This window comes from Streptomyces nymphaeiformis, from assembly GCF_014203895.1.
In the GTDB taxonomy this organism is placed as follows: Bacteria; Actinomycetota; Actinomycetes; order Streptomycetales; family Streptomycetaceae; genus Streptomyces; species Streptomyces nymphaeiformis.
The window spans coordinates 413,977-433,632 of the sequence record NZ_JACHJY010000006.1 but is presented as its reverse complement, the minus strand read 5'-3'; the positions used below and the strand labels follow the sequence as shown (position 1 = coordinate 433,632).

The 19,656-nt window shown below is 67.5% G+C and carries 28 protein-coding genes; 27 read left to right on the top strand and 1 reads right to left on the bottom strand.

Annotated elements, in window-relative coordinates:
• Positions 1-28 precede the first annotated feature (28 nt).
• Positions 29-2,158, top strand: coding sequence for an elongation factor G (gene fusA / locus GGE06_RS22610; RefSeq protein ID WP_116159349.1), 2,130 nt, complete (start codon positions 29-31; stop codon positions 2,156-2,158).
• A 152-nt stretch (positions 2,159-2,310) separates the two neighbouring features.
• Positions 2,311-3,504: an elongation factor Tu gene (gene tuf / locus GGE06_RS22605; RefSeq protein WP_116159348.1), complete on the top strand. Its 1,194-nt coding sequence runs from the start codon at positions 2,311-2,313 to the stop codon at positions 3,502-3,504.
• Positions 3,505-3,634: 130 nt separating this feature from the next.
• Here tuf and GGE06_RS22600 read toward each other — a convergent pair whose 3' ends face one another.
• Positions 3,635-5,629, bottom strand: coding sequence for a PIG-L family deacetylase (locus tag GGE06_RS22600; protein WP_116159347.1), 1,995 nt, complete (start codon positions 5,627-5,629; stop codon positions 3,635-3,637).
• A 181-nt stretch (positions 5,630-5,810) separates the two neighbouring features.
• Between GGE06_RS22600 and GGE06_RS22595 the strand changes: the two genes are divergently transcribed.
• The 25 genes from GGE06_RS22595 to GGE06_RS22475 all read left to right on the top strand — a co-directional run bounded on the left by GGE06_RS22595 (position 5,811) and on the right by GGE06_RS22475 (position 19,637).
• Complete coding sequence (locus GGE06_RS22595) at positions 5,811-6,173, top strand: YciI family protein (RefSeq protein ID WP_116159346.1); 363 nt, start codon at positions 5,811-5,813, stop codon at positions 6,171-6,173.
• A complete protein-coding gene (locus GGE06_RS22590) occupies positions 6,170-7,411 on the top strand; it encodes an RNA polymerase sigma factor (RefSeq protein WP_116159345.1) in 1,242 nt (413 codons plus the stop codon). The genes GGE06_RS22595 and GGE06_RS22590 overlap by 4 nt, the downstream gene beginning before the upstream one ends.
• Before the next feature lie 447 nt (positions 7,412-7,858).
• Positions 7,859-8,167: a 30S ribosomal protein S10 gene (gene rpsJ / locus GGE06_RS22585; RefSeq protein WP_003948644.1), complete on the top strand. Its 309-nt coding sequence runs from the start codon at positions 7,859-7,861 to the stop codon at positions 8,165-8,167.
• An 11-nt stretch (positions 8,168-8,178) separates the two neighbouring features.
• Positions 8,179-8,823 (top strand): 50S ribosomal protein L3, encoded by a 645-nt coding sequence (rplC, locus tag GGE06_RS22580; RefSeq protein ID WP_030687820.1) that lies wholly within the window; start codon positions 8,179-8,181, stop codon positions 8,821-8,823.
• Positions 8,824-8,830: 7 nt separating this feature from the next.
• Positions 8,831-9,481, top strand: a complete 651-nt coding sequence (gene rplD / locus GGE06_RS22575; RefSeq protein ID WP_116159344.1) for a 50S ribosomal protein L4 — start codon at positions 8,831-8,833, stop codon at positions 9,479-9,481.
• Complete coding sequence (gene rplW, locus GGE06_RS22570; protein ID WP_024755407.1) at positions 9,481-9,804, top strand: 50S ribosomal protein L23; 324 nt, start codon at positions 9,481-9,483, stop codon at positions 9,802-9,804. Before rplD ends, rplW begins: the two co-directional genes overlap by 1 nt.
• 40 nt (positions 9,805-9,844) lie before the next feature.
• Positions 9,845-10,681 carry a 50S ribosomal protein L2 gene (gene rplB, locus GGE06_RS22565; RefSeq protein WP_017239576.1) on the top strand — a complete coding sequence of 279 codons (837 nt, stop codon included), beginning with the start codon at positions 9,845-9,847 and terminating at the stop codon, positions 10,679-10,681.
• Between the two features lie 12 nt (positions 10,682-10,693).
• A complete protein-coding gene (rpsS, locus tag GGE06_RS22560) occupies positions 10,694-10,975 on the top strand; it encodes a 30S ribosomal protein S19 (RefSeq protein WP_015035577.1) in 282 nt (93 codons plus the stop codon).
• A 42-nt stretch (positions 10,976-11,017) separates the two neighbouring features.
• On the top strand, positions 11,018-11,365 hold the full coding sequence (gene rplV / locus GGE06_RS22555) for a 50S ribosomal protein L22 (protein WP_030359020.1): 348 nt from the start codon (positions 11,018-11,020) through the stop codon (positions 11,363-11,365).
• On the top strand, positions 11,365-12,204 hold the full coding sequence (rpsC, locus tag GGE06_RS22550; protein ID WP_015035579.1) for a 30S ribosomal protein S3: 840 nt from the start codon (positions 11,365-11,367) through the stop codon (positions 12,202-12,204). Before rplV ends, rpsC begins: the two co-directional genes overlap by 1 nt.
• A gap of 5 nt (positions 12,205-12,209) precedes the next feature.
• On the top strand, positions 12,210-12,629 hold the full coding sequence (rplP, locus tag GGE06_RS22545) for a 50S ribosomal protein L16 (RefSeq protein WP_017239579.1): 420 nt from the start codon (positions 12,210-12,212) through the stop codon (positions 12,627-12,629).
• A complete protein-coding gene (rpmC, locus tag GGE06_RS22540) occupies positions 12,629-12,853 on the top strand; it encodes a 50S ribosomal protein L29 (protein ID WP_017239580.1) in 225 nt (74 codons plus the stop codon). The genes rplP and rpmC overlap by 1 nt, the downstream gene beginning before the upstream one ends.
• Positions 12,853-13,134, top strand: a complete 282-nt coding sequence (rpsQ, locus tag GGE06_RS22535) for a 30S ribosomal protein S17 (RefSeq protein WP_030208995.1) — start codon at positions 12,853-12,855, stop codon at positions 13,132-13,134. The genes rpmC and rpsQ overlap by 1 nt, the downstream gene beginning before the upstream one ends.
• Before the next feature lie 99 nt (positions 13,135-13,233).
• Complete coding sequence (gene rplN, locus GGE06_RS22530) at positions 13,234-13,602, top strand: 50S ribosomal protein L14 (protein ID WP_003956455.1); 369 nt, start codon at positions 13,234-13,236, stop codon at positions 13,600-13,602.
• 2 nt (positions 13,603-13,604) lie between these two features.
• Positions 13,605-13,916 carry a 50S ribosomal protein L24 gene (gene rplX / locus GGE06_RS22525; protein ID WP_017239581.1) on the top strand — a complete coding sequence of 104 codons (312 nt, stop codon included), beginning with the start codon at positions 13,605-13,607 and terminating at the stop codon, positions 13,914-13,916.
• Complete coding sequence (gene rplE / locus GGE06_RS22520; protein WP_116159343.1) at positions 13,913-14,470, top strand: 50S ribosomal protein L5; 558 nt, start codon at positions 13,913-13,915, stop codon at positions 14,468-14,470. The genes rplX and rplE overlap by 4 nt, the downstream gene beginning before the upstream one ends.
• A gap of 5 nt (positions 14,471-14,475) precedes the next feature.
• Positions 14,476-14,661 (top strand): type Z 30S ribosomal protein S14, encoded by a 186-nt coding sequence (locus GGE06_RS22515; protein WP_003948630.1) that lies wholly within the window; start codon positions 14,476-14,478, stop codon positions 14,659-14,661.
• 208 nt (positions 14,662-14,869) lie between these two features.
• Positions 14,870-15,268 carry a 30S ribosomal protein S8 gene (rpsH, locus tag GGE06_RS22510; RefSeq protein WP_015035585.1) on the top strand — a complete coding sequence of 133 codons (399 nt, stop codon included), beginning with the start codon at positions 14,870-14,872 and terminating at the stop codon, positions 15,266-15,268.
• A 21-nt stretch (positions 15,269-15,289) separates the two neighbouring features.
• Entirely contained in the window at positions 15,290-15,829 is a 540-nt protein-coding gene (rplF, locus tag GGE06_RS22505; RefSeq protein ID WP_116159342.1) for a 50S ribosomal protein L6, read from the top strand.
• Positions 15,830-15,832: 3 nt separating this feature from the next.
• Entirely contained in the window at positions 15,833-16,216 is a 384-nt protein-coding gene (gene rplR, locus GGE06_RS22500; RefSeq protein ID WP_116159341.1) for a 50S ribosomal protein L18, read from the top strand.
• Positions 16,217-16,261: 45 nt separating this feature from the next.
• The gene (gene rpsE, locus GGE06_RS22495) at positions 16,262-16,864 is read left to right on the top strand and encodes a 30S ribosomal protein S5 (protein WP_015035588.1); all 603 of its coding nucleotides are present in this window, start codon (positions 16,262-16,264) and stop codon (positions 16,862-16,864) included.
• Positions 16,864-17,046, top strand: a complete 183-nt coding sequence (gene rpmD / locus GGE06_RS22490) for a 50S ribosomal protein L30 (RefSeq protein WP_041130781.1) — start codon at positions 16,864-16,866, stop codon at positions 17,044-17,046. Before rpsE ends, rpmD begins: the two co-directional genes overlap by 1 nt.
• 1 nt (position 17,047) lies before the next feature.
• Positions 17,048-17,503 carry a 50S ribosomal protein L15 gene (gene rplO, locus GGE06_RS22485; RefSeq protein ID WP_116159340.1) on the top strand — a complete coding sequence of 152 codons (456 nt, stop codon included), beginning with the start codon at positions 17,048-17,050 and terminating at the stop codon, positions 17,501-17,503.
• A 167-nt stretch (positions 17,504-17,670) separates the two neighbouring features.
• Positions 17,671-18,990 carry a preprotein translocase subunit SecY gene (gene secY / locus GGE06_RS22480; RefSeq protein WP_116159339.1) on the top strand — a complete coding sequence of 440 codons (1,320 nt, stop codon included), beginning with the start codon at positions 17,671-17,673 and terminating at the stop codon, positions 18,988-18,990.
• A complete protein-coding gene (locus GGE06_RS22475; protein WP_116159338.1) occupies positions 18,990-19,637 on the top strand; it encodes an adenylate kinase in 648 nt (215 codons plus the stop codon). Before secY ends, GGE06_RS22475 begins: the two co-directional genes overlap by 1 nt.
• Positions 19,638-19,656: the final 19 nt, after the last annotated feature.

Genomic DNA, 19,656 nt, shown 5'->3' with positions numbered 1-19,656 from the left:
ATCGAGACCGAGAGAAGACTGAGCCGATATGGCTACCACTTCGCTTGACCTGGCCAAGGTGCGCAACATCGGCATCATGGCCCACATCGACGCGGGCAAGACGACCACCACCGAGCGGATCCTGTTCTACACCGGTGTCTCGTACAAGATCGGTGAAGTCCACGACGGCGCTGCCACGATGGACTGGATGGAGCAGGAGCAGGAGCGCGGCATCACGATCACGTCTGCCGCGACGACCTGCCACTGGCCGCTCGAGAATGTCGATCACACGATCAACATCATCGACACGCCGGGTCACGTCGACTTCACCGTCGAGGTGGAGCGTTCTCTGCGCGTGCTCGACGGTGCTGTCACCGTGTTCGACGGTGTGGCCGGTGTCGAGCCCCAGTCCGAGACTGTCTGGCGTCAGGCGGACCGCTACGGCGTGCCGCGCATCTGCTTCGTCAACAAGCTCGACCGTACGGGCGCCGAGTTCCTCCGCTGCGTCGACATGATCGTGGACCGCCTCGGCGCCGTCCCGATCGTCATGCAGCTCCCGATCGGCGCCGAGATGGACTTCCAGGGCGTCATCGACCTGGTCCGCATGAAGGCGCTTGTCTGGTCCGCCGAGGCCAGCAAGGGTGAGATGTACGACGTCGTCGACATCCCGGCGGACAAGCTCGAGCAGGCCGAGGAGTACCGCGCCAAGCTCGTCGAGACCGTCGCGGAGAACGACGAGGAGCTCATGGAGCTCTTCCTCGAGGGCGTCGAGCCCACCGAGGAGCAGCTCTACGCTGCCGTCCGCCGCATCACGATCGCGTCCGGCAAGGGCAACGGCGAGAAGACGGTCACCCCCGTCTTCTGTGGCACCGCGTTCAAGAACAAGGGCGTTCAGCCCCTGCTCGACGCTGTCGTCCGCTACCTCCCCTCGCCCCTGGACGTCGAGGCCATCGAGGGCCACGACGTCAAGGACGCCGAGGTCGTCGTCAAGCGCAAGCCTGCCGACGACGAGCCGCTGGCCGCCCTCGCGTTCAAGATCGCGAGCGACCCGCACCTGGGCAAGCTCACCTTCGTCCGGATCTACTCCGGTCGCCTGGAGGCCGGCACCGCGGTGCTGAACTCCGTCAAGGGCAAGAAGGAGCGCATCGGCAAGATCTACCGCATGCACGCGAACAAGCGTGAGGAGATCGACTCGGTGGGCGCCGGCGACATCGTCGCCGTCATGGGCCTCAAGCAGACCACCACCGGTGAGACGCTGTGCGACGACAAGAACCCGGTCATCCTGGAGTCCATGGACTTCCCGGCGCCGGTCATCCAGGTCGCCATCGAGCCCAAGTCCAAGGGTGACCAGGAGAAGCTGGGTGTCGCCATCCAGCGTCTCGCGGAGGAGGACCCCTCCTTCCAGGTCCACTCGGACGAGGAGACCGGCCAGACCATCATCGGTGGTATGGGCGAGCTTCACCTCGACATCCTCGTCGACCGCATGCGTCGCGAGTTCAAGGTCGAGGCGAACGTCGGCAAGCCGCAGGTCGCGTACCGCGAGACGATCCGCAAGGCCGTCGAGCGCGTGGACTTCACCCACAAGAAGCAGACCGGTGGTACCGGTCAGTTCGCCAAGGTGCAGATCGCGATCGAGCCCATCGAGGGTGGCGACGCCTCCTACGAGTTCGTGAACAAGGTCACCGGTGGCCGCATCCCGAAGGAGTACATCCCTTCGGTCGACGCGGGTGCGCAGGAGGCCATGCAGTTCGGCATCCTGGCCGGCTACGAGATGACTGGCGTCCGCGTCATCCTTCTCGACGGTGCCTACCACGAGGTCGACTCCTCCGAGCTCGCGTTCAAGATCGCCGGTTCGCAGGCCTTCAAGGAGGCCGCGCGCAAGGCTTCTCCCGTCATCCTTGAGCCGATGATGGCCGTCGAGGTCGTCACGCCCGAGGACTACATGGGCGAGGTCATCGGTGACATCAACTCCCGCCGTGGCCAGATCCAGGCCATGGAGGAGCGCAGCGGCGCCCGCGTCGTGAAGGGCCTCGTGCCGCTCTCGGAGATGTTCGGCTACGTCGGAGACCTCCGCAGCAAGACCTCGGGTCGCGCAAGCTACTCGATGCAGTTCGACTCCTACGCCGAGGTTCCGCGGAACGTCGCCGAGGAGATCATCGCGAAGGCCAAGGGCGAGTAACTCTCCCGAGTTCACGCTTTAGGCTTGACACCTGTCGCCGGGGCTCAGCCCCCGAAACCCGAGGGATCGGGCCCCGGTTGACTGGCATCCCAGCAAAGATCACCTGGCGCCGATGAAGCAAGGCGTACAGAACCACTCCGCAGGAGGATTCAGTGGCGAAGGCAAAGTTCGAGCGGACTAAGCCGCACGTCAACATCGGTACCATCGGTCACATCGACCACGGTAAGACGACCCTCACGGCCGCCATTACCAAGGTGCTGCACGACGCGTACCCGGACCTGAACGAGGCCTCGGCCTTCGACCAGATCGACAAGGCTCCCGAGGAGCGCCAGCGCGGTATCACCATCTCGATCGCGCACGTCGAGTACCAGACGGAGTCGCGTCACTACGCGCACGTCGACTGCCCCGGTCACGCTGACTACATCAAGAACATGATCACGGGTGCCGCGCAGATGGACGGCGCCATCCTCGTGGTCGCCGCCACCGACGGCCCGATGCCGCAGACCAAGGAGCACGTCCTCCTTGCTCGCCAGGTCGGCGTTCCGTACATCGTCGTCGCCCTGAACAAGGCCGACATGGTGGACGACGAGGAGATCCTGGAGCTCGTCGAGCTCGAGGTCCGTGAGCTCCTCTCCGAGTACGAGTTCCCGGGCGACGACCTGCCGGTCGTCCGCGTCTCGGCGCTCAAGGCGCTCGAGGGCGACAAGGAGTGGGGCGAGAAGCTCCTCGGCCTCATGCACGCCGTCGACGAGTCGATCCCGCAGCCCGAGCGTGACGTCGACAAGCCGTTCCTGATGCCGATCGAGGACGTCTTCACGATCACCGGTCGTGGCACCGTCGTCACCGGTCGTATCGAGCGTGGTGTCCTCAAGGTCAACGAGACCGTCGACATCATCGGCATCAAGACCGAGAAGACCACCACCACGGTCACCGGCATCGAGATGTTCCGCAAGCTGCTCGACGAGGGCCAGGCCGGTGAGAACGTCGGTCTGCTCCTCCGTGGCATCAAGCGCGAGGACGTCGAGCGCGGCCAGGTCATCATCAAGCCGGGTTCGGTCACGCCGCACACCCAGTTCGAGGCCCAGGCCTACATCCTGTCGAAGGACGAGGGTGGCCGTCACACCCCGTTCTTCAACAACTACCGCCCGCAGTTCTACTTCCGTACCACGGACGTGACCGGCGTCGTGACCCTCCCCGAGGGCACCGAGATGGTCATGCCGGGCGACAACACCGCCATGTCCGTCGAGCTGATCCAGCCCGTCGCCATGGAGGAGGGCCTCAAGTTCGCCATCCGTGAGGGTGGCCGGACCGTCGGCGCCGGCCAGGTCGTCAAGATCACTGCCTGATCTTGAACTGACCTGGTGGCTCGCAAGAGCTGCTGAGCAGTGAGGGAAGGCCCCGCACCGAAAGGTGCGGGGCCTTCTCGCGTTCCCGGGCCTTCTTGCTCGTCCCGGCCTTCTCGCGTGTCCGGAGTCCTTACGGTCGCCAGCTCCACGGGTGGCCGTCCGCGCCGAGGCCCACCACGGTCGCCCCCCGGGCGTCCACGTGCAGCGCGGTCGAGACGGCCGTCTTGTCGTTCTTGCGGATACGGCGGCCGGCCCGGAGCGCCACCCGGCCCTTCACGTCCGTGCCGAGCAGGACGGTGCCGAGCGCCGCCGACCGCGAGGCGACCACGCCCCCGTACCCGTCGAGCCCGGCGTCACCGGCCGGGCCGAGCAGCCGCGCCGCCGCCGGCGCCCGGTGGTACAGCTCGCCGCCCGCGCTCGCCACCGTGGACCCGGAGAGCGGCAGCCTCGCTCCCTGCGGGACGCCGTCCACCCAGTGCCGTACGCCGTCCCGCCCCGCCGCGTACACGTGCACCCGCCCGGCCGCGTCCGCCGAGACGGCCAGGCCGTCCTGGACCTCCGCGTCGCCGGGGAGAGCCCGCCACGGCGACCAGGAGCCGTCCGCCGCCCGGACCCGTGTCGAGACGCCCTTGTCCGCGTTCCGTACGAAGAGGTGGACCCGGCCGTCGGGGGCCGCGAGAGCCACGGGAGAACCGATTCTGCGGCTCCGGTCGTCGGTGCGCTCCGGGTTCCCCAGGCCCCGCCAGGCCAGGAAGGCACCGCCGGGGGAGCGCTGCTCCAGGAGCACCACCTCGCGCCGGTTGGCCCCGCCGTGCCCGTCGAGCGCGGCGAACCGCACGCCGAGGAGCAGCACCCGGCCGTCGCCGAGCACCGCCGAGCCCAGCGCGGGCGCGAGCGGGCCGCCGCCCAGGTCCACCGGCTCGCCCCAGACCCCGGGCGCGGACTCCCGCCAGCGGACCGCGCGCAGCCCGAGCACCCCGTACGCCGCGAGCCGGCCGCCCGGCTCCTCGGCGAGGGCCGGGCCGGGGTCCGGCCAGCGGTGGTGGGTGGAGCGCACCCAGCCCTTGCGGTTGGTCAGCGGCCGGTCGCCGCCGACGCCGTAGTCGCCGCAGCCGGAGGGGTTCCCGCACTGCCAGGAGGGGTTCCCGCCGTACGGGACGAGGCGGGCGGCCTTCTCGGCCAGGACCGCGGGCGGGAGGTTCTTGGGCCAGTGCCGGTTGTAGTAGCCGCGGAAGGCGGTGGTGGTGAAGGCCGGGATCGGCTCGCCCTCCCGGACCGCGTCCGAGACCCAGCGGCACAGCGCGGCCCAGGTGAAGGAGGCGACGGCCGTGTGGTCCCCGTGGTCCGCGTAGCCCGGCTGCTCGGAGTCCCGCTTCCGGGTCGCCTCGTCGCTGTGCTGGATGTCCGGGTCCGGGTCCAGGGTGTGCACGACCGTGGGCCGGTGGCGGCGCAGCAGGCCGACGAGGGCGGCGATCAGCTGGTCGTAGTCGTAGGTGTCGGCGCGGGTGACGGGGGAGCCGGCCGACAGGTGGGTGCGCAGCTCCAGGGCGCGGTCCTGCCAGAGCGACGGCACGGCCATGTAGCGGCGGCCGGCGTGCATCGGCAGGTTGAGGAAGACCAGCTCGACCCTGCGGGAGCCGTTCGTGAGCGTGTCGGACTCGGCCCGCCGGCCGCCGGGGAGCGTCAGGACCTCCCGGCGCCACGGCGTGAACGCGGGGAGGCCGAGCGCCACCGCGTACGACTGGCGCAGGCCCTGGTGGCGGGCGGAGGAGTAGGCCGCCGGGTCCGGGGGAGCGTCGGGCATCCCCGCGATGCGGTTGCGTCCGTTGTGCTCGCCGGCCGTCACGTACACGGAGACGAGCGGGACGCCCGCGTCGAGCAGCCGCTGCGTGTCCGGGTTCATGAAGTACAGGTCGTCGTCCGGATGCGCGGAGAACTGCATGAGCAGCGCCCGCCGGGCCCGCGCGGAGGCGATCGGCCTGCCCGGCGCCGGATCGGCGGTCGGCGCGGTGCGGCGCGGCTCCGGTACGGAACAGCCGGCGGCGGCCGCGGTGACCGCGAGGGCGGCGGCGAGTACCGTCCGCCGACGGGCTGGAGTGTGCAAGGCGGGGCCCCCTTCGCTCATCAGTCCACGGGAAGACGGCTGTGCGAGCGGCGGGGTTGTGCGCCTGGTCCGACCGGGGGACGAAGATCTTCAGAAAAGATCTTCGAAAGATGTGCGGGCGCATGTCGAGTGGGCGATCCTGGCAACGACCGAAGGGTGACGGCGCGCCACGAGGGCGGGCGGGAGCGGGAGGACACCCGAGATGAAGTACATGGCGATGATCTACGGCAACCAGGCCAAGTGGGACTCCTTCCCGGCCGAGGCCTGGCCCGAGGCGATCGCCCGGCAGGAGGCCTTCAACCGGAAGTACCGGGAGAGCGGCGAGCTGCTCGGCGCGTACGGCCTGGCCGACGCCGCCGCCGCCCAGCTCGTCCGGCGCGAGAACGGCGTCCCCGCGGTCACCGACGGCCCGTACCTGGAGACCAAGGAGTACCTGGCCAGCTTCTACCTGCTCGACTGCGAGAGCCTGGAGCGAGCCCAGGCGATCGCCGCGGACATGCCCTTCGCGGACGCCGAGCCCGTCGAGCTGTGGCCGATCCTGCACGAGTCCGCGGCGGACGTGTGAGGGGTCCCCACGCGGTCGAGGACCTGCTGCGTGCGTGCGCGCCGCAGGTCCTCGGTGCGCTCGTGCGCCGGTACGGGGCCTTCGACCTCTGTGAGGACGCCGTGCAGGAGGCGCTGATCGCGGCCGCCCGGCAGTGGCCCGAGGACGGCGTGCCCGAGCATCCGCGGGGGTGGCTGCTCACCGTCGCCACCCGCAGGTACGTCGACCTGGTGCGCAGCGAGTCCGCCCGCCGGCGCCGCGAGGACGCCGTCGCGCTCGCCACCCCCGACTCCGCGCTCCTCGCGCGCGCCGCCGACGACGCCCCGGACACCGACCGGGACGACTCGCTGTCGCTGCTCTTCCTCTGCTGCCACCCGGACCTGTCGCCGCCCAGCCGGATCGCGCTCACCCTGCGCGCCGTCGGCGGCCTCACCACCGCGCAGATCGCCGCTGCGTTCCTGGTGCCCGAGTCGACCATGGCGCAGCGGATCAGCCGGGCCAAGCAGACGATCAAGGCCGCCGGTTTGGAGCTCACGCTGCCCGAGGGCGAGGACCGCACCGCCCGCCTGGCCGAGGTGCGGCACGTGCTGTACCTCGTCTTCAACGAGGGCTACACGGCCAGCGGCGGCGAGGAGCTCACCGCGCCCGAGCTGTCCACGGAAGCGATCCGGCTGGCCCGGATGCTGCACCGGCTCGTCCCCGACGACACCGAGACGGCGGGCCTGCTCGCGCTGATGCTGCTCACGGACGCCCGCCGCCCGGCCCGCACGGGCCCGCACGGGGAACTCGTACCGCTCGCGGAGCAGGACCGGGGGAGCTGGGACGGCGCCCTGATCGCGGAGGGCGTGGGGCTGATCAGCCGCACCCTGCCGCAGGGCCGGGTCGGCCCGTACCAGCTCCAGGCGGCCATCGCGGCGGTGCACGACGAGGCGGGGTCCGCCGAGGCCACGGACTGGCCGCAGATCCTCGCCCTGTACGAGCTCCTGGAGCGCACCGGGCCGAACCCGATGGTCACCCTCAACCGCGCGGTCGCCGTCGCCATGGTCCACGGCCCGCAGGCCGGCCTCGACCTGCTCGACGCCCTCGCGGAGGACCGGCGGCTCGCCCGGAACCACCGCCTCCTCGCGACCCGGGCGCACCTTCTCGAACTCCTCGGCGAGAAGGAGGGGGCGGCCGCCGCCTACCGGGAGGCGGCCCGGCACACCACGAGCGCGCCCGAGCGGCGCCATCTGGCGGAGCAGGCCCAGCGGTTGGGGTGACGGCCCCACGGGGGCGCGCGCGGCACACGGGTGCGCCCCGGCGCATGGGCGTACGTGACGTGGGGTACAGTCTTCGCCCCCGATTGGCGGCGGGAAGGCCGCGTATGGCAGACTGTCGGGGTTGCTCGGTTGAGTGCCGATGCTGCGCGCCTCCCGTCGGGAGGACCGGAAGCGAGTCCCACAGTACTCGTCGCTCCTTCTCAGGGGCGGACGTACGGGAATCTTCTGGGAAGCGTCAGCGGGGTGCCGACCAGGCACTCGGTGGGTGTTTTGCCCCCGAACCGCGGTCATGGCGACCGTGCCCCCTTGGTTGGGAAATCCTCAGGGATTTCTGCGTAGAGGGAGCGCGACACGCCCGACCGCGTGGGTCGGAGGAAAGCGGCGCTTCTCAGGAAGCACGGCGCACCGGGTTCCAGAGCGTTACGAGACAAAGGACTACTAGTAGCCATGGCGGGACAGAAGATCCGCATCCGGCTCAAGGCCTACGACCACGAGGTCATCGACTCCTCGGCGAAGAAGATCGTCGAGACGGTGACCCGCACTGGTGCGTCGGTCGCGGGCCCGGTGCCGCTGCCCACTGAGAAGAACGTGTACTGCGTCATCAAGTCGCCGCACAAGTACAAGGACTCGCGCGAGCACTTCGAGATGCGCACGCACAAGCGCCTCATCGACATCCTCGACCCCACGCCGAAGACGGTTGACTCGCTCATGCGCCTCGACCTCCCGGCGGGCGTTGACATCGAGATCAAGCTCTGAGGGCGCGCGAGATGGCTAAGAACATCAAGGGCATCCTGGGCGAGAAGCTCGGCATGACGCAGGTCTGGGACGAGAACAACCGGGTCGTCCCGGTGACCGTCGTCAAGGCCGGCCCGAATGTCGTGACCCAGGTGCGTACGAACGACGTCGACGGCTACGAGTCGGTCCAGATCGCCTTCGGCGAGATCGACCCGCGCAAGGTGAACAAGCCCCTCAAGGGCCACTTCGCCAAGGCCGACGTCACCCCGCGCCGCCACCTGGTGGAGCTCCGCACCGCTGACGCCTCCGAGTACACGCTCGGCCAGGAGATCACCGCCGAGGTCTTCGAGGCCGGCGTGAAGGTCGACGTCACCGGTAAGAGCAAGGGCAAGGGCTTCGCCGGTGCGATGAAGCGCCACAACTTCCGTGGTGGCAAGGCCTCGCACGGTGCCCACCGCGTGCACCGCAAGCCCGGTTCGATCGGTGGCTGCGCCACCCCGGGCCGTGTCTTCAAGGGCATGCGCATGGCCGGTCGCATGGGCAACGAGCGTGTGACCACCCAGAACCTGACCGTCCACGCCGTTGACGCCGAGAAGGGTCTGCTGCTCATCAAGGGCGCCGTCCCCGGCCCCAACGGTGGCCTCGTCCTGGTCCGCACTGCGGCCAAGGGGGTTTGAGGAACCGATGAGCACCATTGACATCCTTTCGCCGTCTGGCGACAAGGCCGGGACCGTCGACCTCCCCGAGGAGATCTTCGGCGCCAAGGTCAGCGTCCCGCTGATCCACCAGGTCGTCGTCGCGCAGCTGGCCGCGGCCCGTCAGGGCACGCACAAGACCAAGACCCGTGGCGAAGTCCGTGGTGGTGGCAAGAAGCCTTACCGCCAGAAGGGCACCGGCCGCGCCCGTCAGGGCTCGACCCGCGCCCCGCAGTTCGCCGGTGGTGGCGTCGTCCACGGCCCGCAGCCGCGTGACTACTCGCAGCGGACGCCGAAGAAGATGAAGGCCGCCGCTCTCCGCGGTGCCCTCTCGGACCGCGCGAACCACTCCCGCATCCACGTCGTCACCGGCGTGGTCGAGGGTGGCATCTCCACCAAGGCCGCCAAGACGCTGTTCGGCAAGATCTCGGAGCGCAAGAACCTGCTCCTGGTCGTCGAGCGCTCCGACGAGGCCGCGTGGCTGTCCGCTCGTAACCTGCCCCAGGTGCACATCCTGGAGCCGGGCCAGCTCAACACGTACGACGTGATCGTCTCCGACGACGTGGTCTTCACCCAGGCCGCCCTCGAGTCCTTCGTGTCTGGCCCCCAGACCGCTGAGACCGAAGGGAGCGACGCCTGATGACTGAGGCCGTCGTCACCAGCAAGACCTTCTCGGACCCGCGCGACATTCTCGTCAAGCCGGTCGTCTCGGAGAAGAGCTACGCCCTGCTGGACGAGAACAAGTACACGTTCATCGTCGCGCCTGGCTCCAACAAGACCCAGATCAAGCAGGCCGTCGAGGCGGTCTTCTCGGTCAAGGTCACCGGGGTCAACACGATCAACCGCCAGGGCAAGCGCAAGCGCACCAAGGCCGGTTTCGGTAAGCGCAAGGACACCAAGCGCGCCATCGTGACCCTTGCCGAGGGTAACCGTATCGACATCTTCGGCGGTCCGACCGCCTAACGGCGGTCTGGATCGTCCGGAATCGGACGAGGACTGAGAAATGGGAATCCGCAAGTACAAGCCGACTACGCCGGGCCGTCGTGGCTCCTCCGTAGCCGACTTCGTCGAGATCACGCGGTCCACGCCGGAGAAGTCGCTGGTCCGCCCGCTGCACAGCAAGGGCGGCCGTAACAACACCGGTCGGATCACGGTTCGACACCAGGGTGGCGGCCACAAGCGCGCCTACCGCGTGATCGACTTCCGTCGTCACGACAAGGACGGCGTGCCGGCGAAGGTCGCTCACATCGAGTACGACCCCAACCGCACCGCGCGCATCGCGCTGCTCCACTACCTGGACGGCGAGAAGCGCTACATCATCGCCCCCAAGGGTCTGACGCAGGGTGACCGCGTCGAGAACGGCCCCGGCGCTGACATCAAGCCCGGCAACAACCTGGCGCTCCGCAACATCCCGGTCGGTACCACGATCCACGCGATCGAGCTCCGTCCCGGTGGCGGCGCCAAGTTCGCGCGCTCCGCTGGTGCCTCCGTGCAGCTGCTGGCGAAGGAGGGCACGATGGCCCACCTCCGCATGCCGTCCGGTGAGATCCGTCTCGTCGACGCCCGCTGCCGCGCCACCATCGGCGAGGTCGGCAACGCCGAGCAGTCGAACATCAACTGGGGCAAGGCCGGCCGCAAGCGCTGGCTTGGCGTTCGCCCGACCGTCCGCGGTGTGGCGATGAACCCGGTCGACCACCCGCACGGTGGTGGTGAGGGCAAGACCTCCGGTGGTCGCCACCCGGTCTCCCCGTGGGGTCAGAAGGAGGGTCGTACTCGCTCGCCGAAGAAGGCTTCGAGCAAGTACATCGTCCGCCGCCGCAAGACGAACAAGAAGCGCTAGGAGCGGGTTTAGATGCCGCGCAGTCTCAAGAAGGGACCCTTCGTCGACGGCCACCTCGTCAAGAAGGTGGACGCCCAGAACGAAGCCGGTACCAAGAACGTCATCAAGACCTGGTCCCGTCGCTCGATGATCATCCCGGCCATGCTCGGCCACACGATCGCGGTGCACAACGGCAAGACCCACATTCCGGTGTTTGTCACCGAGTCGATGGTCGGCCACAAGCTCGGCGAGTTCTCGCCGACGCGCACCTTCCGGGGTCACGTGAAGGACGACCGGAAGTCGAAGCGCCGCTAGTAGCGGGGTGGAATGACCATGACAGACACTGGAAGGACAACCATGGAAGCCAGGGCCCAGGCGCGGTACATCCGCGTCACGCCCATGAAGGCCCGCCGCGTGGTGGACCTTATCCGTGGCATGGACGCCACGGAGGCTCAGGCGGTCCTGCGTTTCGCCCCGCAGGCCGCGAGCGTGCCGGTTGGCAAGGTGCTTGACAGCGCCATCGCCAACGCCGCGCACAACTACGACCACACCGACGCCTCGTCGCTGTTCATCAGCGAGGCGTTCGTGGATGAGGGCCCGACCCTGAAGCGGTTCCGTCCGCGTGCCCAGGGCCGTGCCTACCGGATCCGTAAGCGGACCAGCCACATCACCGTGGTCGTCAGCAGCAAGGAAGGAACCCGGTAATGGGCCAGAAGGTTAACCCGCATGGGTTCCGGCTCGGCATCACCACGGACTTCAAGTCCCGCTGGTACGCCGACAAGCTGTACAAGGACTACGTCAAGGAAGACGTCGCCATCCGTCGGATGATGACGTCCGGCATGGAGCGCGCCGGCATCTCGAAGGTTGAGATCGAGCGCACCCGTGACCGCGTGCGGGTGGACATCCACACCGCGCGTCCCGGCATCGTCATCGGCCGCCGTGGCGCCGAGGCCGACCGCATCCGCGGCGACCTCGAGAAGCTCACGGGCAAGCAGGTCCAGCTGAACATCCTCGAGGTCAAGAACCCCGAGATGGACGCCCAGCTGGTCGCCCAGGCCGTTGCCGAGCAGCTCTCCTCCCGCGTCTCCTTCCGTCGCGCCATGCGTAAGAGCATGCAGGGCACGATGAAGGCCGGCGCCAAGGGCATCAAGATCCAGTGCGGCGGTCGTCTCGGCGGCGCCGAGATGTCCCGCTCGGAGTTCTACCGCGAGGGCCGTGTGCCCCTGCACACGCTCCGCGCGAACGTCGACTACGGCTTCTTCGAGGCCAAGACCACCTTCGGCCGCATCGGCGTGAAGGTCTGGATCTACAAGGGCGACGTCAAGAACATCGCCGAGGTCCGCGCCGAGAACGCCGCTGCCCGTGCGGGTAACCGCCCGGCCCGTGGCGCCGGCGCTGGCGACCGCCCGGCCGGCCGTGGTGGCCGCGGTGGCGAGCGTGGCGGCCGCGGCCGCAAGCCGCAGCAGTCGGCTCCGGCCGCCGAGGCCCCCAAGGCCGAGGCTGCCGCCGCTGCTCCGGCTGAGAGCACCGGAACGGAGGCCTGACCGACATGCTGATCCCCCGTAGGGTCAAGCACCGCAAGCAGCACCACCCGAAGCGCTCCGGCGCCAGCAAGGGTGGTACGCAGGTTGCGTTCGGCGAGTACGGCATTCAGGCCCTCACGCCGGCGTACGTGACCAACCGCCAGATCGAGGCGGCTCGTATCGCGATGACCCGCCACATCAAGCGTGGCGGCAAGGTCTGGATCAACATCTACCCGGACCGCCCGCTGACGAAGAAGCCCGCCGAGACCCGCATGGGTTCCGGTAAGGGTTCTCCGGAGTGGTGGATCGCGAACGTCAAGCCGGGTCGGGTGATGTTCGAACTGTCCTACCCGAACGAGAAGATCGCGCGCGAGGCCCTGACCCGTGCGGCCCACAAGCTGCCGATGAAGTGCAAGATCGTGAAGCGCGAAGCAGGTGAGCTGTGATGTCGGCCGGTACCAAGGCGTCCGAGCTGCGCGAGCTGGGCAACGAGGAGCTTCTCAACAAGCTCCGCGAGGCCAAGGAAGAGCTGTTCAACCTCCGCTTCCAGGCGGCGACGGGTCAGCTCGAGAACCACGGTCGGCTCAAGTCCGTCCGTAAGGACATCGCCCGGATCTACACCCTGATGCGTGAGCGTGAGCTGGGCATCGAGACGGTGGAGAACGCCTGATGAGCGAGAGCAACGTGACTGAGAAGACCGAGCGCAACGCTCGCAAGGTCCGCGAGGGCCTGGTCGTCAGCGACAAGATGGACAAGACCGTCGTCGTCGCTGTCGAGGACCGCGTCAAGCACGCGCTGTACGGCAAGGTCATCCGCCGTACGAACAAGCTCAAGGCTCACGACGAGCAGAACGCTGCCGGCATCGGCGACCGCGTCCTCCTGATGGAGACCCGGAAGCTGTCCGCCACGAAGCACTGGCGCGTCGTCGAGATCCTCGAGAAGGCCAAGTAATTACCTGAGGGGTATCCCTCAGGTCAGTTCCGCCAGGCTCGGCCGGGGCTTCCTCGTGAAGCCCCGGCCGGGAACCGGCAGACAAATCAGGAGATAGACGTGATCCAGCAGGAGTCGCGACTGCGTGTCGCCGACAACACTGGTGCCAAGGAGATCCTTTGCATCCGTGTTCTCGGTGGCTCGGGTCGCCGCTACGCGGGCATCGGTGACGTCATCGTCGCCACCGTCAAGGACGCGATCCCCGGTGGCAACGTGAAGAAGGGTGACGTCGTCAAGGCGGTCATCGTTCGCACCGTCAAGGAGCGCCGCCGCCAGGACGGCTCGTACATCCGCTTCGACGAGAACGCCGCTGTCATTCTCAAGAACGACGGCGACCCTCGTGGCACCCGTATCTTCGGCCCGGTCGGCCGTGAGCTGCGCGAGAAGAAGTTCATGAAGATCATCTCGCTCGCGCCGGAGGTGCTGTAAGCATGAAGATCAAGAAGGGCGACCTGGTCCAGGTCATCACCGGTAAGGACAAGGGCAAGCAGGGCAAGGTCATCACGGCCTTCCCGAGCGAGAACCGCGTCCTGGTCGAGGGTGTCAACCGGGTCAAGAAGCACACCAAGGCCGGTCCCTCGCAGGCCGGCGGCATCGTGACGACCGAGGCTCCGGTCCACGTCTCCAACGTCCAGCTGGTCGTGGAGAAGGACGGCAAGAAGGTCGTCACGCGTGTCGGTTACCGCTTCGACGACGAGGGCAACAAGATCCGCGTTGCCAAGCGGACGGGTGAGGACATCTGATGGCTACCACCACTCCGCGTCTCAAGACGAAGTACCGCGAGGAGATCGCGGGCAAGCTGCGTGACGAGTTCGAGTACGAGAACGTCATGCAGATCCCCGGCCTCGTGAAGATCGTGGTCAACATGGGTGTCGGCGACGCCGCCCGTGACTCGAAGCTCATGGACGGTGCCGTCCGTGACCTGACCACCATCACCGGTCAGAAGCCGGCCATCACCAAGGCCCGCAAGTCCATCGCGCAGTTCAAGCTGCGTGAGGGCCAGCCGATCGGTGCGCACGTCACCCTCCGTGGCGACCGCATGTGGGAGTTCCTGGACCGCACCCTGTCGCTCGCGCTCCCGCGCATCCGCGACTTCCGCGGCCTGTCCCCCAAGCAGTTCGACGGCCGTGGCAACTACACCTTCGGTCTCACGGAGCAGGTCATGTTCCACGAGATCGACCAGGACAAGATCGACCGTGTCCGGGGTATGGACATCACCGTGGTGACCACGGCGACCAACGACGACGAGGGCCGTGCCCTTCTGCGTCACCTCGGCTTCCCGTTCAAGGAGGCGTAAGCGAGATGGCGAAGAAGGCTCTCATCGCGAAGGCTGCCCGTAAGCCCAAGTTCGGCGTGCGTGGCTACACGCGCTGCCAGCGCTGTGGTCGTCCCCACTCCGTGTACCGCAAGTTCGGCCTGTGCCGCGTGTGCCTCCGTGAGATGGCTCACCGTGGCGAGCTGCCGGGCGTGACCAAGAGCTCCTGGTAGTCCCTTAGTTGGGATGACCGGAGTCTCTCGGTAAGCATTGGGTCGGCGGAGGCCCACCCTCGCATGCCTTAGGCTTGTGGGGTTGGGCGTCCGCCGCCCGTACGACTTACTACGCCGTAGGTCCCCGCGCCGCACCCGTCCCGCCCCTGTGTGGGGAGAGGGATGGCGCATACAGGAAACCCCGGCGAGAGAGGCCGAAGGCCAATTCATGACCATGACTGATCCGATCGCGGACATGCTGACTCGTCTGCGTAACGCGAACTCGGCATACCACGACTCCGTGACGATGCCGCACAGCAAGATCAAGTCTCACATCGCGGAAATCCTCCAGCAGGAGGGCTTCATCACGGGCTGGAAGGTCGAGGACGCCGAGGTCGGCAAGAACCTCGTCCTCGAGCTCAAGTTCGGTCCGAACCGTGAGCGCTCCATCGCGGGCATCAAGCGGATCTCGAAGCCCGGTCTCCGGGTTTACGCGAAGTCCACCAACCTGCCGAAGGTCCTCGGCGGCCTGGGCGTGGCGATCATCTCCACGTCCCACGGTCTCCTGACCGGCCAGCAGGCAGGCAAGAAGGGCGTAGGTGGGGAAGTCCTCGCCTACGTCTGGTAGTCGGGAACGGAGGAATAGCTAATGTCGCGTATTGGCAAGCTGCCTATCCAGGTTCCCGCCGGCGTGGACGTCACCATCGATGGCCGCACGGTCACGGTCAAGGGTTCCAAGGGCACCCTGACCCACACCGTCGCCGCGCCGATCGAGATCGTTAAGGGCGAGGATGGCGTGCTCAACGTCAACCGTCCGAACGACGAGCGTCAGAACAAGGCCCTGCACGGCCTGTCCCGCACGCTGGTGGCCAACATGATCACCGGTGTGACCCAGGGTTACGTCAAGGCGCTCGAGATCAGCGGTGTCGGTTACCGCGTGGCCGCGAAGGGCTCCGCTCTGGAGTTCCAGCTCGGCTACAGCCACCCGATCCTGATCGAGGCGCCCGAGGGCATCTCGTTCAAGGTCGAGTCGCCGACCAAGTTCTCGGTCGAGGGCATCGACAAGCAGAAGGTCGGCGAGGTCGCCGCCAACATCCGCAAGCTTCGCAAGCCCGACCCCTACAAGGCCAAGGGCGTGAAGTACGCGGGCGAGGTCATCCGCCGCAAGGTCGGAAAGGCTGGTAAGTAAGCCATGGCATACGGTGTGAAGATCGCCAAGGGCGACGCCTACAAGGGCGCTGCCAAGAAGCGCCGCCACATCCGCATCCGCAAGAACGTGTCGGGTACGGCGGAGCGTCCGCGCCTCGTCGTGACGCGTTCCAACCGCGGTATCACCGCCCAGGTCATCGACGACATCAAGGGTCACACCCTGGCGTCGGCGTCGACCCTGGACGCGTCGATCCGCGGTGGCGAGGGTGACAAGTCCGCGCAGGCCAAGCAGGTCGGTTCCCTGGTCGCCGAGCGCGCCAAGGCCGCCGGTGTCGAGGCTGTCGTGTTCGACCGTGGTGGCAACAGGTACGCCGGGCGCATTGCCGCTCTGGCTGACGCCGCCCGCGAAGCCGGGCTGAAGTTCTAAGCCCCGGTTCCGGGACTAACGGACGTAACAGAGAGAGGTAATCCAATGGCTGGACCCCAGCGCCGCGGCAGCGGTGCCGGTGGCGGCGAGCGGCGGGACCGGAAGGGCCGCGACGGTGGCGCTGCCGCCGAGAAGACCGCGTACGTTGAGCGCGTTGTCGCGATCAACCGCGTCGCCAAGGTTGTCAAGGGTGGTCGTCGCTTCAGCTTCACCGCGCTCGTCGTGGTGGGTGACGGTGACGGCACCGTAGGTGTCGGTTACGGCAAGGCCAAGGAAGTTCCCGCGGCCATCGCCAAGGGCGTCGAGGAAGCCAAGAAGAACTTCTTCAAGGTTCCCCGCATCCAGGGCACCATCCCTCACCCGATCCAGGGCGAGAAGGCCGCGGGCGTCGTCCTGCTCAAGCCGGCTTCCCCCGGTACCGGTGTTATCGCCGGTGGCCCGGTGCGCGCCGTCCTCGAGTGCGCCGGCGTTCACGACATCCTGTCGAAGTCGCTCGGCTCCGACAACGCGATCAACATCGTGCACGCGACCGTGGAGGCCCTCAAGGGCCTGCAGCGTCCCGAGGAGATCGCGGCTCGCCGTGGTCTGCCGCTCGAGGACGTCGCTCCCGCGGCTCTGCTCCGTGCGCGTGCTGGGGCGGGTGCGTAATGGCTCGCCTCAAGGTCACGCAGACGAAGTCGTACATCGGCAGCAAGCAGAACCACCGCGACACCCTCCGTTCCCTGGGCCTCAAGCGCCTGGGTGACGTGGTTGTCAAGGAGGACCGTCCCGAGTTCCGCGGCATGGTGCACACCGTCCGCCACCTCGTGACGGTCGAGGAGGTTGACTGACATGGCGGAGAACAACCCGCTGAAGGCCCACAACCTCCGTCCCGCCCCGGGCGCCAAGACCGCGAAGACCCGTGTCGGTCGCGGTGAGGGCTCGAAGGGTAAGACGGCCGGTCGTGGTACGAAGGGTACGAAGGCCCGCTACCAGGTTCCGGAGCGCTTCGAGGGTGGCCAGATGCCCCTCCACATGCGTCTTCCGAAGCTGAAGGGCTTCAAGAACCCCTTCCGCACCGAGTACCAGGTCGTGAACCTGGACAAGCTCACCGCGCTCTACCCGCAGGGTGGCGAGGTCACGGTGGCCGACCTGGTCGCCAAGGGTGCCGTTCGCAAGAACCAGCTCGTCAAGGTCCTGGGCCAGGGCGAGGTCTCCGTGGCGCTGCAGGTGACGGTCGACGCCGTCTCCGGCTCCGCCAAGGAGAAGATCGCCGCCGCCGGCGGCACCGTCACCGAGCTCGTCTAAGACGACTCGATGGCCTGAACATCCGACCGGGGATGCCTCTCAAAAGGGGCATCCCCGGTTGGTCGTTCCTAGGGGGGCATGGTCGCCGGTAAGGTGGCGTGCAACTCTGTCCTTTACCTCAAGACCGTCACCTCTGACGCACGTGCGCGGGGGTCGCAGGAGGCACCGTGCTCACCGCGTTCGCCCGGGCGTTCAAGACGCCCGACCTGCGCAAGAAGCTGCTCTTCACGCTCGCCATCATCGTGCTGTACCGCCTCGGGGCCCACATCCCGGTGCCCGGCGTCAGCTACGAGGCCGTCCAGCAGTGTGTCAAGCAGGCCAGCGAGGGCAACAACAGCCTGTTCGGCCTGGTCAACATGTTCAGTGGCGGGGCGCTGCTGCAGATCACCATCTTCGCGCTCGGCATCATGCCGTACATCACGGCGAGCATCATCCTGCAGCTGCTGACCGTCGTGATCCCGCGCCTCGAAGCCCTCAAGAAGGAGGGTCAGGCCGGTACTGCCAAGATCACGCAGTACACCCGGTACCTGACCGTGGCCCTCGCCATCCTCCAGGGCACCGGTCTCGTCGCCACCGCCAAGAGCGGTGCGCTCTTCAGCGGCTGCATCGTCGCCGACCAGGTCGTGCCCGATCAGTCGATCTTCACCATCGCCACCATGGTCATCACGATGACCGCGGGCACCGGCGTCGTCATGTGGCTCGGTGAGCTCATCACCGACCGCGGCATCGGCAACGGCATGTCGATCCTGATGTTCATCTCGATCGCCGCCGGCTTCCCGGGCGCCCTGTGGGCCATCAAGCAGAGCGGCAAGCTCGCCAAGGGCTGGATCGAGTTCGGCACCGTCATCCTCATCGGCTTCGTGATGGTGGCCCTCGTGGTCTTCGTCGAGCAGGCCCAGCGACGCATCCCGGTGCAGTACGCGAAGCGGATGATCGGCCGCAGGTCGTACGGCGGTACGTCCACTTACATCCCGTTGAAGGTGAATCAGGCAGGTGTGATTCCTGTCATCTTCGCGTCGTCGCTTCTCTACATCCCGGCCTTGATCGCGCAGTTCTCGAACAGCACCGCGGGCTGGAAGACCTGGATCGAAGCCCACTTCGTCAAGGGTGACCACCCGTATTACATCGCCGCCTACTTCCTCCTGATCGTGTTCTTCGCCTTCTTCTACGTGGCGATCTCGTTCAACCCCGAGGAAGTCGCGGACAACATGAAGAAGTATGGTGGCTTCATCCCGGGTATCCGGGCTGGTCGACCTACTGCCGAGTATCTGAGCTACGTGCTCAACCGGATCACTTGGCCGGGCTCGCTGTACTTGGGTCTGATCGCTCTTGTGCCGACGATGGCGTTGGCAGGCTTCGGTGGCGCCAATGCCAACTTCCCCTTCGGTGGGACGAGCATCCTCATCATCGTGGGTGTGGGGCTGGAGACCGTGAAGCAGATCGAGAGCCAGCTCCAGCAGCGCAATTACGAAGGGTTCCTCCGCTGATGCGAATCGTCCTCGTCGGACCGCCCGGTGCGGGCAAGGGCACGCAGGCCGCGTACCTCGCCAAGAACCTGGGCATCCCGCACATCTCTACGGGCGACCTGTTCCGTGCCAACATCTCGCAGGGCACGCCGCTGGGCGTAGAGGCGCAGTCGTACATGAAGGCCGGCCAGCTCGTGCCGGACTCCGTGACGATCGGGATGGCCGAGGACCGCATGCGCCAGGCGGACGCCGAGGGCGGCTTCCTGCTCGACGGGTTCCCGCGGAACGTGGCCCAGGCCGAGGCGCTGGACGCCTTCCTGAAGGCCGACGGCATCGAGCTGGACGCGGTCCTGGACCTGGAGGTCCCCGAGGACGAGGTCGTGAAGCGGATCGCGGGTCGCCGCATCTGCCGCAACGACTCCGCGCACGTCTTCCACGTGACGTACAACGCTCCGAAGACCGAGGGCGTCTGCGATGCCTGCGGCGGCGAGCTGTACCAGCGCGACGACGACACGGAGGAGACCGTCCGCAAGCGTCTGGCGGTCTACCACACCGAGACCGAGCCGATCATCGACTACTACCGGGCGCAGAACCTGGTCGCGACGATCTCGGCGCTCGGCAAGGTGGACGAGGTCACCACCAAGGCGATGGACGCGCTCAAGAAGTAACCCCGGTTCGTTCGATACG

Bases quoted from the DNA above. Each gene is read 5' to 3' on its own strand.
- fusA (WP_116159349.1), top strand. From the start codon at position 29: ATGGCTACCACTTCGCTTGACCTGGCCAAGGTGCGCAACATCGGCATC.
- GGE06_RS22600 (WP_116159347.1), bottom strand. From the start codon at position 5,629: ATGAGCGAAGGGGGCCCCGCCTTGCACACTCCAGCCCGTCGGCGGACG.
- GGE06_RS22595 (WP_116159346.1), top strand. From the start codon at position 5,811: ATGAAGTACATGGCGATGATCTACGGCAACCAGGCCAAGTGGGACTCC.
- rpsJ (WP_003948644.1), top strand. From the start codon at position 7,859: ATGGCGGGACAGAAGATCCGCATCCGGCTCAAGGCCTACGACCACGAG.
- rplC (WP_030687820.1), top strand. From the start codon at position 8,179: ATGGCTAAGAACATCAAGGGCATCCTGGGCGAGAAGCTCGGCATGACG.
- rplD (WP_116159344.1), top strand. From the start codon at position 8,831: ATGAGCACCATTGACATCCTTTCGCCGTCTGGCGACAAGGCCGGGACC.
- rplW (WP_024755407.1), top strand. From the start codon at position 9,481: ATGACTGAGGCCGTCGTCACCAGCAAGACCTTCTCGGACCCGCGCGAC.
- rplB (WP_017239576.1), top strand. From the start codon at position 9,845: ATGGGAATCCGCAAGTACAAGCCGACTACGCCGGGCCGTCGTGGCTCC.
- rpsS (WP_015035577.1), top strand. From the start codon at position 10,694: ATGCCGCGCAGTCTCAAGAAGGGACCCTTCGTCGACGGCCACCTCGTC.
- rplV (WP_030359020.1), top strand. From the start codon at position 11,018: ATGGAAGCCAGGGCCCAGGCGCGGTACATCCGCGTCACGCCCATGAAG.
- rpsC (WP_015035579.1), top strand. From the start codon at position 11,365: ATGGGCCAGAAGGTTAACCCGCATGGGTTCCGGCTCGGCATCACCACG.
- rplP (WP_017239579.1), top strand. From the start codon at position 12,210: ATGCTGATCCCCCGTAGGGTCAAGCACCGCAAGCAGCACCACCCGAAG.
- rpmC (WP_017239580.1), top strand. From the start codon at position 12,629: ATGTCGGCCGGTACCAAGGCGTCCGAGCTGCGCGAGCTGGGCAACGAG.
- rpsQ (WP_030208995.1), top strand. From the start codon at position 12,853: ATGAGCGAGAGCAACGTGACTGAGAAGACCGAGCGCAACGCTCGCAAG.
- rplX (WP_017239581.1), top strand. From the start codon at position 13,605: ATGAAGATCAAGAAGGGCGACCTGGTCCAGGTCATCACCGGTAAGGAC.
- GGE06_RS22515 (WP_003948630.1), top strand. From the start codon at position 14,476: ATGGCGAAGAAGGCTCTCATCGCGAAGGCTGCCCGTAAGCCCAAGTTC.
- rpsH (WP_015035585.1), top strand. From the start codon at position 14,870: ATGACCATGACTGATCCGATCGCGGACATGCTGACTCGTCTGCGTAAC.
- rplF (WP_116159342.1), top strand. From the start codon at position 15,290: ATGTCGCGTATTGGCAAGCTGCCTATCCAGGTTCCCGCCGGCGTGGAC.
- rplR (WP_116159341.1), top strand. From the start codon at position 15,833: ATGGCATACGGTGTGAAGATCGCCAAGGGCGACGCCTACAAGGGCGCT.
- rpsE (WP_015035588.1), top strand. From the start codon at position 16,262: ATGGCTGGACCCCAGCGCCGCGGCAGCGGTGCCGGTGGCGGCGAGCGG.
- rpmD (WP_041130781.1), top strand. From the start codon at position 16,864: ATGGCTCGCCTCAAGGTCACGCAGACGAAGTCGTACATCGGCAGCAAG.
- rplO (WP_116159340.1), top strand. From the start codon at position 17,048: ATGGCGGAGAACAACCCGCTGAAGGCCCACAACCTCCGTCCCGCCCCG.
- GGE06_RS22475 (WP_116159338.1), top strand. From the start codon at position 18,990: ATGCGAATCGTCCTCGTCGGACCGCCCGGTGCGGGCAAGGGCACGCAG.